The 13,363-nt window shown below is 72.5% G+C and carries 16 protein-coding genes; 9 read left to right on the top strand and 7 right to left on the bottom strand.

Annotated elements, in window-relative coordinates; genetic code table 11:
- The first annotated feature begins 1 nt into the window (after nt 1).
- From AC3WRM_RS10385 to AC3WRM_RS10405, 5 genes are all read left to right on the top strand, one after another.
- Nucleotides 2-2,203: a carbon starvation CstA family protein gene (locus AC3WRM_RS10385; RefSeq protein WP_492249886.1), complete on the top strand. Its 2,202-nt coding sequence runs from the start codon at nt 2-4 to the stop codon at nt 2,201-2,203.
- The gene (locus AC3WRM_RS10390; RefSeq protein ID WP_492249885.1) at nt 2,200-2,373 is read left to right on the top strand and encodes a CstA-like transporter-associated (seleno)protein; all 174 of its coding nucleotides are present in this window, start codon (nt 2,200-2,202) and stop codon (nt 2,371-2,373) included. The genes AC3WRM_RS10385 and AC3WRM_RS10390 overlap by 4 nt, the downstream gene beginning before the upstream one ends.
- Nucleotides 2,374-2,556: 183 nt before the next feature.
- Nucleotides 2,557-3,051: an SRPBCC family protein gene (locus AC3WRM_RS10395; RefSeq protein ID WP_492249198.1), complete on the top strand. Its 495-nt coding sequence runs from the start codon at nt 2,557-2,559 to the stop codon at nt 3,049-3,051.
- Nucleotides 3,052-3,132: 81 nt separating this feature from the next.
- On the top strand, nt 3,133-4,512 hold the full coding sequence (locus tag AC3WRM_RS10400) for an APC family permease (RefSeq protein WP_492249197.1): 1,380 nt from the start codon (nt 3,133-3,135) through the stop codon (nt 4,510-4,512).
- 32 nt (nt 4,513-4,544) lie between these two features.
- Entirely contained in the window at nt 4,545-5,018 is a 474-nt protein-coding gene (locus AC3WRM_RS10405; RefSeq protein ID WP_492249196.1) for a universal stress protein, read from the top strand.
- Between the two features lie 27 nt (nt 5,019-5,045).
- Here AC3WRM_RS10405 and AC3WRM_RS10410 read toward each other — a convergent pair whose 3' ends face one another.
- The 3 genes from AC3WRM_RS10410 to AC3WRM_RS10420 all read right to left on the bottom strand — a co-directional run bounded on the left by AC3WRM_RS10410 (nt 5,046) and on the right by AC3WRM_RS10420 (nt 8,090).
- Nucleotides 5,046-5,633, bottom strand: a complete 588-nt coding sequence (locus AC3WRM_RS10410; protein WP_492249195.1) for an antibiotic biosynthesis monooxygenase — start codon at nt 5,631-5,633, stop codon at nt 5,046-5,048.
- Nucleotides 5,634-5,642: 9 nt separating this feature from the next.
- Nucleotides 5,643-6,413 (bottom strand): phosphatase PAP2 family protein, encoded by a 771-nt coding sequence (locus AC3WRM_RS10415; protein WP_492249194.1) that lies wholly within the window; start codon nt 6,411-6,413, stop codon nt 5,643-5,645.
- 126 nt (nt 6,414-6,539) lie between these two features.
- Nucleotides 6,540-8,090, bottom strand: coding sequence for a helicase HerA-like domain-containing protein (locus tag AC3WRM_RS10420; RefSeq protein WP_492249193.1), 1,551 nt, complete (start codon nt 8,088-8,090; stop codon nt 6,540-6,542).
- A gap of 267 nt (nt 8,091-8,357) precedes the next feature.
- Here AC3WRM_RS10420 and AC3WRM_RS10425 point away from each other — a divergent pair, with 267 nt between their 5' ends.
- Together AC3WRM_RS10425 and AC3WRM_RS10430 are read left to right on the top strand one after the other, a co-directional pair.
- Nucleotides 8,358-8,660, top strand: coding sequence for a type II toxin-antitoxin system VapB family antitoxin (locus AC3WRM_RS10425; RefSeq protein ID WP_067861882.1), 303 nt, complete (start codon nt 8,358-8,360; stop codon nt 8,658-8,660).
- A complete protein-coding gene (locus AC3WRM_RS10430) occupies nt 8,657-9,181 on the top strand; it encodes a LytR C-terminal domain-containing protein (protein ID WP_492249192.1) in 525 nt (174 codons plus the stop codon). Before AC3WRM_RS10425 ends, AC3WRM_RS10430 begins: the two co-directional genes overlap by 4 nt.
- A gap of 10 nt (nt 9,182-9,191) precedes the next feature.
- On the opposite strand, the gene AC3WRM_RS10435 is transcribed toward AC3WRM_RS10430, so the two are convergent.
- A complete protein-coding gene (locus AC3WRM_RS10435) occupies nt 9,192-10,685 on the bottom strand; it encodes a potassium/proton antiporter (protein WP_492249191.1) in 1,494 nt (497 codons plus the stop codon).
- Between the two features lie 94 nt (nt 10,686-10,779).
- Between AC3WRM_RS10435 and AC3WRM_RS10440 the strand changes: the two genes are divergently transcribed.
- Entirely contained in the window at nt 10,780-11,442 is a 663-nt protein-coding gene (locus AC3WRM_RS10440) for an alpha/beta hydrolase (protein WP_492249190.1), read from the top strand.
- Nucleotides 11,443-11,452: 10 nt separating this feature from the next.
- Complete coding sequence (locus AC3WRM_RS10445) at nt 11,453-11,605, top strand: hypothetical protein (RefSeq protein ID WP_492249189.1); 153 nt, start codon at nt 11,453-11,455, stop codon at nt 11,603-11,605.
- Here the strand turns inward: AC3WRM_RS10445 and AC3WRM_RS10450 are convergent.
- From AC3WRM_RS10450 to aroQ, 3 genes are all read right to left on the bottom strand, one after another.
- On the bottom strand, nt 11,547-12,143 hold the full coding sequence (locus tag AC3WRM_RS10450; RefSeq protein ID WP_492249188.1) for a hypothetical protein: 597 nt from the start codon (nt 12,141-12,143) through the stop codon (nt 11,547-11,549). The genes AC3WRM_RS10445 and AC3WRM_RS10450 overlap by 59 nt on opposite strands.
- Before the next feature lie 370 nt (nt 12,144-12,513).
- Nucleotides 12,514-12,894, bottom strand: a complete 381-nt coding sequence (locus tag AC3WRM_RS10455; protein ID WP_492249187.1) for a hypothetical protein — start codon at nt 12,892-12,894, stop codon at nt 12,514-12,516.
- Nucleotides 12,891-13,358 carry a type II 3-dehydroquinate dehydratase gene (aroQ, locus tag AC3WRM_RS10460; RefSeq protein WP_492249186.1) on the bottom strand — a complete coding sequence of 156 codons (468 nt, stop codon included), beginning with the start codon at nt 13,356-13,358 and terminating at the stop codon, nt 12,891-12,893. Before aroQ ends, AC3WRM_RS10455 begins: the two co-directional genes overlap by 4 nt.
- Nucleotides 13,359-13,363 lie beyond the last annotated feature (5 nt).

The following is a 13,363-nucleotide window of genomic DNA, read 5'->3' on the forward strand; positions in this document are numbered from 1 at the left end:
CATGAGCACCCGCACCCCGACCGCCCCGCAGCCCACCGGCACCGGTGGAGGGGGCAGCCGGATCCGCACCGTCGTCGTCTGGTCGGCGGTCGCCCTCGTCGGCGCCGTCTGCTGGGCCGTCCTCGCGCTCTCGCGCGGTGAGGACGTCTCGGCCCTCTGGATCCTCTTCGCCGCCCTGTCGTCCTACGCCATCGCGTACCGCTTCTACGCGCGGTTCATCGCCCGCAAGGTGCTCGAGGTCGACGACACCCGCGCCACGCCGGCCGAGCGGCTCGAGAACGGCGTCGACTACGAGGTCACCGACCGCCGCGTGCTGTTCGGCCACCACTTCGCCGCCATCGCCGGCGCCGGGCCGCTCGTCGGGCCCGTGCTCGCGGCGCAGATGGGCTACCTGCCCGGCACCATCTGGATCATCGTCGGCGTCATCCTCGCCGGCGCCGTCCAGGACATGGTGGTGCTGTTCCTCTCGATGCGTCGCGACGGCAAGAGCCTCGGCCAGATGGTGCGCGACGAGATCGGCGTCGTCGGCGGCACGGCCGCGCTGATCGCCGTCTTCGCGATCATGATCATCATCCTGGCGGTGCTCGCGCTCGTCGTGGTCAACGCGCTCGCCGAGTCGCCGTGGGGCGTGTTCTCGATCGGCCTGACCATCCCGATCGCGTTGTTCATGGGCTTCTACCTGCGCTACCTGCGGCCCGGTCGCGTCCTCGAGACCACCGCCATCGGCGTCGTCCTGCTGCTGCTCGCCATCGTCGGCGGCGGGTACGTCGACCAGCTCGGCCTCGGCGACGCGCTCACGCTCAGCAAGGAGCACCTCGTCGTCGCGCTCGTCGTCTACGGGTTCGTCGCGTCGATCCTGCCGGTGTGGATGCTGCTGACGCCCCGCGACTACCTGTCGACGTTCATGAAGATCGGCGTCATCGTGCTGCTCGCCGTCGGCCTGGTCATCGCCGCACCGACGCTGCAGGCCGACGCGGTCACGAGCTTCGCCGTCGACGGCGACGGTCCGGTGTTCGCGGGCAAGCTGTTCCCGTTCGTGTTCATCACCATCGCCTGCGGCGCGCTGTCGGGCTTCCACGCGCTCATCGCGTCGGGCACGACGCCGAAGATGATCGCCAAGGAGAGCCACGTGCGGATGATCGGGTACGGCGGCATGCTGATGGAGTCGTTCGTGGCCATCAGTGCGCTCATCGCCGCCGTCGTCATCGACCAGGGCCTCTACTACGCGATGAACGCCCCCGCCGGCGCGACCGGTGGCACGCCCGAGGGCGCGGCGGCGTTCGTCAGCCAGCTCGGGTTCACGATCACGCCCGGCGACCTCACGGCCGCCGCGGCGTCGATCGAGGAGTCGACGCTGGTGTCGCGCACGGGCGGTGCGCCGACCCTCGCCTTCGGCCTCTCCCAGGTCTTCCACCAGGCGTTCGGCGGAAACCTGCAGGCCTTCTGGTACCACTTCGCGATCATGTTCGAGGCGCTGTTCATCCTCACCGCCGTCGACGCCGGCACCCGCGTCGGCCGGTTCATGCTGCAGGACACCATCGGCAACGTCTGGACCCGCTTCGGCGACGTCTCCTGGCGGCCCGCCGCGTGGGCGGCGAGCGCGGTCACGGTCGGGGCGTGGGGCTACTTCCTCTACATCGGCATCAGCGACCCGCTCGGCGGCATCAACCAGCTGTTCCCGCTGTTCGGCATCGCCAACCAGCTGCTCGCGGCCATCGCCCTGACGCTGTGCGTCACCCTGCTGCTCAAGCACGGCAAGCTGAAGTGGGTCTGGGTGCCCGGCATCCCGCTCGCGTGGGACCTCGTCGTGACGATGACGGCGAGCTGGCAGAAGGTGTTCAGCGACAACCCCGCCATCGGCTACTTCGCCCAGGCCGACCGGTACCGCGCAGCCCGCGACGCCGGCGACGTGCTGGCGCCGGCGGCAGACGCCGGCCAGATGGACCAGATCATCCGCAACTCCACGACGAACGGCGTGATCCAGGCGGTGTTCGCGCTGCTCGTCATCGTCGTCGTCGCCAACGCCGTGGTCATCTGGGTGCGTGCCATCCGGGCGGGGTCGCTGCCCACCACCGAGGTGCCGCACACGCCGTCGCAGATCGTCGCGCCGGCCGACTTCGTCGCGACCCGCGAGGAGAAGGAGGCGGTCGCCGCGTGGGAGGCGGAGCGGCGCGAGCTCGCGGGCCCGCAGGGGCACCGATGAGCCGGTTCGCACGCTTCCGTCGCCTCGTCCGCGAGTTCACGGGCGAGGCGGCGTGGGACGACTACCTCGCGACCTGCGAACGCGACGGCGTCGAGCCGACCACCCGCCGCGCCTTCGAGCGTCACCGCGCCGACCGGATCGAGCACGCGCCGATGGCGCGCTGCTGCTGACCCGCCGGACGTGCGCGTTTGCGTGGGGCCCCACGCAAACGCGCACGTCCGGCGCATGGTTGCGGTGGGGGGAGCCGGTTTACGTGGGGCCCCACGCAAACGGTCGGGCCGGGCGGGGTGCTGGCGGGCGGGCGGCGAGCTGGACGGGGTGCGCGACCCGGCGCGGCGACGGACGATGGGCTCATGGCCAACGAGCGCTACCCCGACGCACGCATCGAGACCAGCCGGGTGGTGAAGGCGCCCGCCGAGACGATCTTCGCCCTGCTGCGCGACCCGTGGGGGCACGTCGCGATCGACGCCTCCGGGATGCTGCAGTCCGCCGAGGGCGACGTCGTCTCCGCGGTCGGTGACCGGTTCCTCGTGCACATGGACCGCGAGTCCTCCGGCGACATCCCCGACCTCAAGGAGTACGACGTGACGGTCGTCATCGAGGAGTACGAGCCGGACCGCCTGCTCACGTGGTCGATCATCGGCCGGATCCGTCCGGCCATCGGGCACCGCTGGGGCTACCGGCTCGAGCCCGCCGACGGCGGCACCCGGGTCACGTCGGTGCTCGACTGGAGCCACGCGCGCGACGAGTGGAAGGACCTGTTCCCGATCGTCGACGAGGACGGCCTCAAGGCCAGCCTCGGGATCCTGGAGCGCGCCGCCCGGATCGGGTACGTCCGCGGCGCGTAGCCGAGCTGCAACCCGGCTGGGCTTGCGCTCGACCGCCGCTGCCACCACGATCGACGGAACACGCGATCGGGAGGGGACCGCATGAGCGACCAGGCCACGAGCGCGGCCGGAGGCGCCGGGCAGCAGGAGGAGCTGAAGCGCTCCATCACCGGACGCCTGCTGTTCTTCTACGTGCTGGGCGACGTCCTCGGCTCCGGCATCTACGCCCTGATCGGCGTCATGGCGTTCACGGTGGGCGGTGCGTTCTGGCTGTCGTTCGTCATCGGCGTCACCGTCGCGCTGCTCACCGGCTTCGCCTACGCCGAGCTGATCACGAAGTACCCGCAGGCCGCCGGGGCCGCGCTGTACACGCACAAGGCATTCGGCAACCGGTTCCTGACGTTTATGGTGACCTTCTGCCTGCTCGCCGCGACCATCGCCGCCGCCGGAACGTTGGCGCGCGTGTTCGGCGGCACCTACTTCCAGTCGTTCGTCGAGGGCGCGTCGGTCACGCTCGTCGCCATCGTCTTCATCGCCGCGCTCTCGCTGCTGAACTTCCGTGGCATCACCGAGTCGGTGTGGACCAACATGGTCATGACGCTGATCGAGACGACCGGGCTGCTCATCATCCTCGCGATCGGCGTGGTCGTGCTGGCCGAGGGCGACGCGAACCTGCAGCAGCCGTTCGAGCTCAACGAGGGCAACCCGACGCTCGTGGTGCTCGGCGGCGTGGCCCTGGCGTTCTTCGCGATGACGGGCTTCGAGAACGCCGCCAACGTCGCCGAGGAGACCCAGGACCCGAGCCGCACGTTCCCGCGGGCGCTGCTCGGCGGCATGGCCCTCGCCGGCGTGCTCTACATGGTGATCGCCTTCATCGCCTCGATGGTCGCGCCCCTCGACCAGCTCACCGCGAACGGGGGCGAGGACGGCAGCCTGCTGACCGTCGTGCAGAACGGACCCATCCCGGTGCCCGAGCTCGTGTTCTCCGCGATCGCGCTCGTGGCCGTCACCAACACGACGCTGGTCTCGCTCGTGGCGCAGTCGCGCATCATGTACGGCATGGCGCGACAGGGCATCGTGCCGCGCGTCTTCGCCCGCACGCACGCCACCCGGCGCACGCCCTGGGTGTCGATCGTCTTCACCGCCGCCCTCGTGTGCCTGCTGCTGGCCGTGGCCGACGTCGACCGGCTGGCGACCGTGACCGTCCTGTTCCTCATCGTCGTCTACGGCATGGTCTGCCTCGCCGCCCTCAAGCTGCGCGGCACGCCCGTCGAGCACGAGCACTACTCCGCGCCGATCGTCATCCTCGTCGTCGGGGTCGTCGCCAACGTCGCGATCCTGGTGCACACGATGATCGACGACCCCGGCTCGATCCTGTGGTGCGCCGCGATCGTCGCGATCGGCGTCGTCATGTACGGAGTCAACGCCTTCGCGATGCGCCACCAGCCGCAGGCCCTCGACCCGACGGACCTGTCCGGCTAGCCTCACCCGCAACGACCCACCAGGAGAAGCCCATGCACGTGCTCGTCGCCACGGACGGCTCGAAGCAGTCGCTCCAGTCCGCCACGTACCTGCGCCACGTCGTCGACGCCGACAGCGTCACCAAGGTCAGCGTCGTCGCCGTCGTCAGCCCGCTCGCCGCGGTGCCCTTCGCCGCGGAGGGGAGCGCCGACGGCGGCGTGGAGCTGTCGTTCCGGCGCGAGGCCGAGCAGGCCACGCTCAAGGTGGCCGAGGCGCTCGACGGCTGGGGTCCGCCCGTCAGCACGCACGTCTACAGCGGCGCGCCGGCGAACGAGATCATCAAGGCGGCCAAGCGCTTCGACTCCGGTCTCATCGTGCTCGCCAGCCAGAGCACCCGCACCCAGGCGGTGCTCATGGGCTCGGTGTCGCACAAGGTGCTGAACCAGGCCACCTGCCCGGTGCTCGTGCACCGTCCCGGCCCGAAGCCGGCGCGCAAGCCGGTGCGCCGGTCCGCGAAGAAGGCCTGACCTCGTCGGAGCGCCGTCTCCCCCGGCTCAGCGCGACCGGGGCGGACGGTGCAGCCACGGACCGAGCAGCCGCGTGACCCACGGCAGCAGCACGTAGGTCATGAGCGGCGTCATGACGCAGACCGTCGCGAGCACGCGCAGCGGCAGCCACACGTCGGCCAGGTAGTGCACGCCGATCTCGTTCGTCACCACGCTCAGCGGGAAGAAGACGAGGAAGATCGAGACCATCTGCTTCCACCGCGGCGGTGCGACCGGCACCGACCGCAGGTCCTCCACGTCGACGCGCGACGGGTCGTCGAACCAGCCCTCGATCCCGGTCCGACGCTCCAGCCGGGTCTCGTCGGCGATGCCCTGGGCGCTGTCGAGCCACCACCGCCGCTGCCGCGACTCCATCCAGACGTCGAGGTCGGCGTCGCTCGCGAACCGGAACAGCATGTGCCACTCCCCGGACGTGGGCGACGTCCGCACCCACCCCGAGCCGAGGAAGCCGTCGAAGCGCTCCGCCAGCTCCGAGCCGGCCCGCAGCCACGCGACCATCTGGTCCTCGTGCGCGGGCTCGACGTGACGGGTCACCGACACGGTCACGGGGACGGGAGAGGGGGCGTGCTCGCTCATGCCCCCAGACTAGGAAGTCGGTGCCGCCCCCGTCGCGCCCGCGGGCGCCCGCCGCTGGGTGACGATCTCCACACCGGCCCACGCGACGGCCACGACCGCCCAGCCCCCGACGACGTCGAGCAGCCAGTGGTTGCCCGTCCCGACCACGACGAACGCGGTGACGAGGGCGTGCGCCCAGCCGAGCGTGCGCCAGACCCGGCCGACCCCGGCCGCGGCGACGGCGAGGGCCACCCACAGCGCCCAGCCCGCGTGCAGCGACGGGAACGCCGCGAGCTCGTTGGTCAGGTCGCCCATGCCCCGCGGGGCCGAGGCGTCGGACCCCCACCAGCCGGCGGCGGAGTGCAGGGCGAGCACGTCGGTGTACCCCTCCACGAACCGCGGCGGGGCCATCGGCACGGTCAGGTAGCAGGCCAGGCCGGCGAGTGAGGCCACGACGAGCGACGTGCGCGCCCGCCCGTACAGCTCACGGCGGCGGGCGAACAGCCAGACGAGCACGACGGCGGTCACCACGTAGTGGGCCGTGGCGTACCAGTAGCTCGACGCGACCGCGACGACATCGTGGTGCACCACCCAGGTGTTGAGGGCCTGCTCGATGTCGAGGTGCCACGCCTTCTCGAGACCGAGCAGGTCCTTCGCGCGGCCGAGCGCCGCACCGCGGTCGTCGGAGGCGAGCGTGCGGGAGGCGCTGTAGCCGACGTAGAGCACGGCGATCAGCGCCACCTCCAGCACCACGGCGCGGTACCCGAGACGCGTGCGGGTACAGGCGGGAGTGAGGCTCATGGCCCCACTATGGCGTGTACGGGACCGGCTGCACCTCGGGGACGTCACCCACCGGTCACCCGTACGTCACCCTGAGGTCGCCACGGGGTCGTCCTGGCCGCCCGTCGACGCGCGGGTCGGGGACGGTCAGCGTCGCCGCCGGAACAGGCTCTTCGCCAGCTCTCGCGCGAGGGTGCGCGACGCTTCGCCGACGGCGCGGTCGAGCGTGGAGCGGCCGGCGGACGTCCTGCGGGAGCGGGGCCGACGCCGGGTCCCGCGCTCGAGGCGGTCGGCCTCCCGGGACACCCGCCCGGCCTCGTCGGCTGCCTCCCGCGCGGCACGGTCGGCCTCGGCGCGGGCCGCGGCCGCGCCGCGGGCCGCCTCGACCGCCTCCGTCGCCGACGGAGGGTCGACGCGCGTGCCGTAGCGGGCCAGCAGCGGCGAGGCCTGGACGGCGGCCGACAGGACGTCGGGCGGCGCGGGGGCCATCGAGCCCTGCGGCGCCCGCAGCCGGGTCCACGCCACGGGAGAGGGAGCCCCGCGCTCGTCCATCACGGTGACGACGGCCTCGCCGATCGCCAGCCGGGTGAGCAGCTCCCCCAGCTCGTACCCCGACGTCGGGTACGTCGAGACGGTCGCGCGGAGGACCTTGGCGTCGTCGGGCGTGTGGGCGCGCAGCTGGTGCTGGATGCGCGACCCGAGCTGGGCGAGCACGTCCGACGGCACGTCCTTCGGCGTCTGCGTGACGAAGACGATGCCGACGCCCTTGGAGCGGATGAGGCGGACGGTCTGGACCACCTGGGCCAGGAAGTCCTTCGACGCGTCGGCGAACAGCAGGTGCGCCTCGTCGAAGAAGAACACGAGGCGCGGCTTCTCGACGTCGCCCACCTCCGGCAACGTCGCGAACAGCGTGCGCAGCAGGTGCAGGAGGAACGTGGAGAACAGCGCCGGCCTGTCCTGCACCGACGACACCTCCAGCAGCGACACGACACCGCGGCCGTCGGGGGCCAGCCGGAGCAGGTCGGCCACGTCGAGCTCGGGCTCGCCGAAGAAGACGTCGGCGCCCTGGTCGGCGAACGCGACGAGCTCGCGCAGGATCACGCCGACCGTGGCGGAGGAGAGTCCTCCCAGGTCCTTGAGCTCGGCCTTCCCCTCGCCGGCCAGCCAGGTGAGCACCGAGCGCAGGTCGCCGAGGTCGACGAGCCGGTGCCCCTGCTCGCGCGCGTGGTGGAACACGAGGCCCAGCGACGACTCCTGCGTGTCGTTGAGGCCCAGCACCTTCGCGAGGAGCAGCGGGCCGAAGGACTCGACGCTCGCCCGGATCGGGACGCCCGTGCCGAGGCCGCCGAGGCTGAGGAGCTCCGTCGGCGACCCGAGCGGCTCCCACGTCTGCCCGACGTCGGCGCACCGCTCGGCGAGGCGCTCGCTCGGAGCACCCGGGACGGCGATGCCGGAGAGGTCGCCCTTCACGTCGGCCGCGAACACCGGGACGCCGTGCGCCGAGACCTGCTCGGCCAGCAGCTGCAGCGTCCGCGTCTTGCCGGTGCCGGTGGCCCCCGCCACGAGCCCGTGGCGGTTGAGCATGCCGAGCGGGATGCGCACGGGCGCCGACGGCACCGCGACGTCGTCGACGACGAGCACACCGATCTCGACCACCGGGCCGTCGAACGCGTAGCCCGCACGGACCTGCTCGACCACAGGGTCGTGGGGCCCAGGAGCGTGGGACACAGGGTCGTCCGGCACCGTCGCGCCGGCCTGCTGCTCCGCAGCAGCAGCCCGGGCCAGCTCGTCGGCACGCTGTCGGGCCTCGACGGCCGCCGCCTCCGCCGCGGCAGCGGCCTGGGCGCCTCCGCGGCGAGGTCGGACGCGCTCGCAGCCCCGTCGGTGGGTCGACCGTCCCCGTCAGCCGTGCTCATGGCGGTCAGGCTACCGCTGCGCAGCGGTCCTGCTGTCTACACTGACGTCGTGATCTTTCGGAGGGTGAGCGACGGTCGACCGTACCCCGACCACGGCCTGTCGCAGCGCGAGTGGGCCGACCTGTCGCCCACGCAGGTCCACCTCTCCGACCTCACCACCACCAAGACCCAGCTCGACCTGGCCAACCTGCTCGACGAGGACTCGACGTACTTCGGCGACCTGTTCGCGCACGTCGTCGCCTGGAACGGCGAGCTGTTCCTCGAGGACGGCCTGCACCGTGCCGTCCGCGCCGCCCTGCAGCAGCGGTCGATGCTGCACGCCCGTGTCCTGACGATCGGAGCCCGTCGATGAACCCCCGCAGCGGAGCCGTCGGGCCCCTCGTCCTGCTCGGCAGCGCCCTGCTGCTCGTGCTGGGGCTGTTCGTCGGCTTCCGGCTCGTCACCGCGGAGGCCGACACCGGTGAGGCCGCACCCACCTGCGAGCGGCGCGTGGTGGAGAAGGACGACCGCGTGACCAGCAGCCTCGTGAGCGTCGACGTCTACAACGCGAGCAGCCGGGCCGGCCTGGCGAACCGCGTGTCGATCAACCTGCAGCGTCGCGGCTTCCTCGCGGGCCAGATCGGCAACTCCGAGAGCAAGGTCAGGCCGCGGGTGGCCGCCGTGCTCACGGACGACCCGAAGGACCCGCGCGTCCGGCTCGTCGGGGCGCAGTTCGGCTCCAGCGTGCAGTACGTCAAGCCCGACATCCCGGTCGACGAGGGGTCCGTGACGGTCGTGGTCGGCGACGGGTTCCGCCAGCTGGGCCGCGACGTGCGCGACACCAGCAACGACCGCCGCTTCACGGTCTGCCTGCCCACCGTCCCGGCCGCCTGACAGCAGGACCTCAGGCAGGGTCGGCGGCGTCCCACCCGGCCAGCCGCCCGTGGCGGCCGACGTCAAGCAGACGCTGCTCGGTGAGCTCGCGGACGTCGCGCGTGGCCACGACGAGCACGTCGTCGCCGCGCACGAGCCGCGTGGTGCGGTGCGGCACGAACGGCGTGCCGTCGCGCACGACGAGCGACACCGACGCGCCCGTCGGCAGGCGCAGCTCGCCCACCTCGACCCCCGCCAGCCGCGAGCCGCGCGGCACGTGCACCTGCAGCAGGTCGGCCGAGACCCGTTCCAGCGGCGCGGCCTCGACCTCGAGGTCGCGCACGTCGTCGCGCAGCACACCGCACCAGCGCGCCAGGCGCACGAGCGGCGCGGCCTGCACGAGCGTGTACACGACGACCGCGACGAAGACGATGTCGAACAGGTCGCGCGAGCCCGGCACGTCGGCCGCCAGCGGGATCGTGGCGAGAATGATGGGCACCGCGCCCCGCAGCCCCGCCCAGCCGACGAACAGCTGCTCGCGCCAGCCGACCCGGAACCAGGTGGCGCAGGCGAGGACCGAGAGCGGACGCGCGACGAAGGTCAGGACGGCGCCCGCGACGAGCCCCGCCCAGAGGTGCCAGAGCGTGAACTCCGAGGGGCTCGCGAGCAGTCCCAGCATGACGAAGAGCCCGATCTGCGCGAGCCAGCCGATGCCCTCCACGAAGGAGCGCGTGGCGACGCGGTGCGGCAGCTCGGTGTTGCCGAGCACGAGCGCGCACAGGTACACGGCCGCGAACCCGCTGGCGTGGCCGAGGACCGCCAGGCCGTAGGCGAGCACCGTGAAGGCCAGCACGATCAGCGGGTACAGACCCGACGCCGGCAGCGCGAGCTGGCGCAGCAGCCGTGCGGCGCCGAAGCCCACCGCCAGGCCCACGACCGCGCCGACGACGATCTCGAAGACGATCAGCCCGACGAAGGAGAAGGCACCGCTGTCGGCGATCTCGCCCGCACTGATGGCGGTGACGAGCACGACGATCGGGGCGTCGTTCAGGCCCGACTCCGCCTCCAGCACCCCTTTCACACGCGGGGAGATGGGGACGGCTCGCAGCACCGAGAACACCGCCGCCGCGTCGGTGGGCGTGAGCACCGCCGCGAGCAGGACGGCGATCTCCCACCGCAGGTCGAGCAGGTAGTGCGCCGCGCCGGCGACCACCAGCACGCTGACCACCGAGCCCAGGGTCGCGAGCAGCAGGCCGAGACCCATCGCGGGGCGCACGTGCTCCCAGCGGGTCGTCAGGCCGCCCTCGGCGAGGATGAGCACGAGCGCGCCGAAGCCGACCGCGAGGGCCAGGTCGGCGTCGTCGAACTGCACCCCGAGCCCCTCCTCGCCGAGCGCGAGCCCGAGACCGAGGTAGACGAGCAGCGACGGCAGACCCACGCTGACGGACAGCCGGACCGCGAGGATCGCCGCGATGAGGACGCCCGAGCCGACCAGGAGGAACACGTCGAGGTCGTGGACGTCCATGCACCGACCTCCCACCCTCGCCGAGACCCGATCCTATCCAGCGTCGACCGTGCATCGACCTGCAGGGACGCACGCCGTGCGGTGGGATGGAGCGGTGCACCGACGTCGCTTCCTCTCGCTCGGGGCCGCGGCGGTCGGCACGGCTGCGCTCGCCGCCTGCTCCGGCCCCCGCCCGCCCACGTCGGACGGTGGCAGCATGGGCGACGTGGAACGCATCGCCTACGGCTCGGACCCGTCGCAGTTCGCCGAGCTGACCCGTCCCTCAGGGGCCTCACGCGGCGTGGTCGTCGTCGTCCACGGCGGGTTCTGGCGTGCGCAGTACGACCTCTCGCTCGGCCGTCCGCTCGCCGCCTCGCTCGCGGAGGAGGGCTGGACCGCCTGGAACCTCGAGTACCGCAGGGTCGGGAACGGCGGCGGGTGGCCGCAGACGCCCGACGACGTCAGCGCGGGCATCGACGCCCTCGCCGACGTGGACGGTCTCGACCTCTCGCGGGTCGTGACCCTCGGCCACTCGGCCGGCGGCCACCTCGCGGTGTGGGCGGCGGGGCGTCAGCGGCTGCAGCCGTGGAGCGGCGCGAAGGTCCCCGTGACAGCGGCGATCTCCCAGGCAGGTGTGCTCGACCTCGCAGGCGCGGCCTCGTTGGGCGCCGGCGCGGTGGAGGCGTTCCTCGGTCGGCCCGTCGACCAGGTCCCCCGACGCCGACCCGACCGGCCAGGTCCCGCTCGACGTCCCGGTGCGCTGCGTCCACGGACGTGACGACTCGACCGTGCCGATCAGCCAGTCGGAGGCCTACGTCGCCGCAGCCACGCAGGCTGGTGCCGACGCGACGCTGACGCCGGTCGACGGCGACCACTTCGTCGTCATCGACCCACGGAGCGCGGCGTGGGCGACGACGCTGCGGCTGCTCGCGGAGCTGTAGCGACGACGAGCCAGGTCCAGCCCGCGGCGAGCATGACCATGGAGAGCACGCCCCAGGGCCGGTAGACGTGCTCCTGCCAGAACATGACTGCGCCCACGAGCGTCAGCACGGCGCCGGGCAGCGCCCGCACGACGCCGGCACGGCTCGCAACGCCGACGGCTAGCGCTGTCGCGCCGATGTAGGCGTAGGACCCGACGGCGCCCAGGTCACCGGCGATGGGGAAGACGATCCCGAGCCCGCCCGCCTCGGCGTCCTTGATCGCTCCTCCGGCGATCCCGGCGAGGATGTCGAGGCTCGTGTAGAAGCACGCGTACACGTAGGCGAGGACGCCGACGACGACCCCGACGACCCGGTCGTGGCGGCGCGCGACGAGCCAGGGTCCGAGCGCGAGGAGCGGGAAGACGGGGAGCAGGACGGTGTGCATCATCTGCCAGTGCGCCGCGTCCTCGACGGTCAGCACCGACGGGTGGGTGAGCCCGAGCGCGGCGGTGAACAGCGGCGGCACGGCCACGGCGCAGATCGTGAGGTAGCGGGTCATGGCCTCACGGTAGGCACGATCCCGCCTCCCCGCCGACCACCGCGACCCTCCGCTGGTCGAGTAGCAGCGACGGCGAGCGCCAGCGAGCTCGTCCCGACGATGGAGCCGTCGCAGTGTGGGCGTAGCCGCGACGGAGCGAGACCACCCAGCAACGGCCCCGCGCGACCCCACCCCCAGCGACACCCCAGAGTGGTCTCGATACACCTCCCCTCGCTAGCGCTCGTGGAGGCACTCGACCAGCGGAGGGCTCCGCTGGTCGAGTAGCAGCGACGGCGAGCGCCAGCGAGCTCGTCGGTGCGTATCGAGACCACCCGGCAACGGCTCAGCGCGAGCCACCCACAGCGACAGCCGCGACGATGATCGGGGCTGGTCAGGTGGCGTCCTCGACCCAGCCGTGGGTGCGGGTGTGCAGCTCCTCGCAGACGGCACGGTAGAACCGCTCGACCTCGGGGCTGGAGAAGTCGGAGGCACCGGCGAAGGTGTCGGACCTGGCCTGGAACCACAGGGCTGCGCGCAGCAGGGCGATGCCGAGGTCGCCGCCGAGGTGCTCGCCGCGCTCGACGGCCTCGAACGTCGGACGGTATGCGAGCTGCACGATCGTCGCCGTGGACGAGGACAGGAAGAAGGCGGCGTCGAAGGTCTGGGCGAAGGCGTGCAGCGCGGCCCAGTCGGCGTCCGGCCCGGGCACGCGCACGCGACGGGAGACGGCGAGCTGCTTCTTGTGCGGGACGTTGCGGGGTCCGTCGCTCACGAGGCGTCCTCCGCGGCGGCCAGGACGGCGACGAGCTCGCGGACCGCGCGTCCGTAGCCCGCGACACCCTCCCCGACGACCGTGACCGCGGCGACGTCGCTCAGGTAGGAGAAGTGGCGGAACTCCTCGCGGGCGTGCACGTCGGACACGTGCACCTCCGCGAACGGCAGCGCCACGCCGGTGAGCGCGTCACGCAGCGCGACCGACGTGTGCGTGAGCCCGCCCGGGTTGATGACGACACCCGCGCAGTCCTCGCGGGCCTCGTGGATCGCGTCGATGAGCACGCCCTCGTGGTTGCTCTGCAGCGCCCGCACCGCGTAGCCGAGCTCGTCGGCCGTGCGCCCGACGAGCGCGACGACGTCGTCGAGCGTCTCGTGCCCGTACACGGCGGGCTCGCGTGTGCCGAGCAGGTTCAGGTTGGGGCCGTTCACCAGCAGCAGCCGGCGCGGGGGCGAGTCGCTCACGGGAG

It is taken from the genome of Aeromicrobium sp. EU05-FHT14F07 (assembly GCF_058790455.1).

What these genes read in the sequence shown, in the direction of transcription:
- AC3WRM_RS10395 (WP_492249198.1), top strand. Translation starts at nt 2,557, where the DNA reads ATGGCCAACGAGCGCTACCCCGACGCACGCATCGAGACCAGCCGGGTG.
- AC3WRM_RS10400 (WP_492249197.1), top strand. Translation starts at nt 3,133, where the DNA reads ATGAGCGACCAGGCCACGAGCGCGGCCGGAGGCGCCGGGCAGCAGGAG.
- AC3WRM_RS10385 (WP_492249886.1), top strand. Translation starts at nt 2, where the DNA reads ATGAGCACCCGCACCCCGACCGCCCCGCAGCCCACCGGCACCGGTGGA.
- AC3WRM_RS10435 (WP_492249191.1), bottom strand. Translation starts at nt 10,685, where the DNA reads ATGGACGTCCACGACCTCGACGTGTTCCTCCTGGTCGGCTCGGGCGTC.
- AC3WRM_RS10415 (WP_492249194.1), bottom strand. Translation starts at nt 6,413, where the DNA reads ATGAGCCTCACTCCCGCCTGTACCCGCACGCGTCTCGGGTACCGCGCC.
- AC3WRM_RS10390 (WP_492249885.1), top strand. Translation starts at nt 2,200, where the DNA reads ATGAGCCGGTTCGCACGCTTCCGTCGCCTCGTCCGCGAGTTCACGGGC.
- AC3WRM_RS10410 (WP_492249195.1), bottom strand. Translation starts at nt 5,633, where the DNA reads ATGAGCGAGCACGCCCCCTCTCCCGTCCCCGTGACCGTGTCGGTGACC.
- AC3WRM_RS10405 (WP_492249196.1), top strand. Translation starts at nt 4,545, where the DNA reads ATGCACGTGCTCGTCGCCACGGACGGCTCGAAGCAGTCGCTCCAGTCC.
- AC3WRM_RS10450 (WP_492249188.1), bottom strand. Translation starts at nt 12,143, where the DNA reads ATGACCCGCTACCTCACGATCTGCGCCGTGGCCGTGCCGCCGCTGTTC.
- AC3WRM_RS10430 (WP_492249192.1), top strand. Translation starts at nt 8,657, where the DNA reads ATGAACCCCCGCAGCGGAGCCGTCGGGCCCCTCGTCCTGCTCGGCAGC.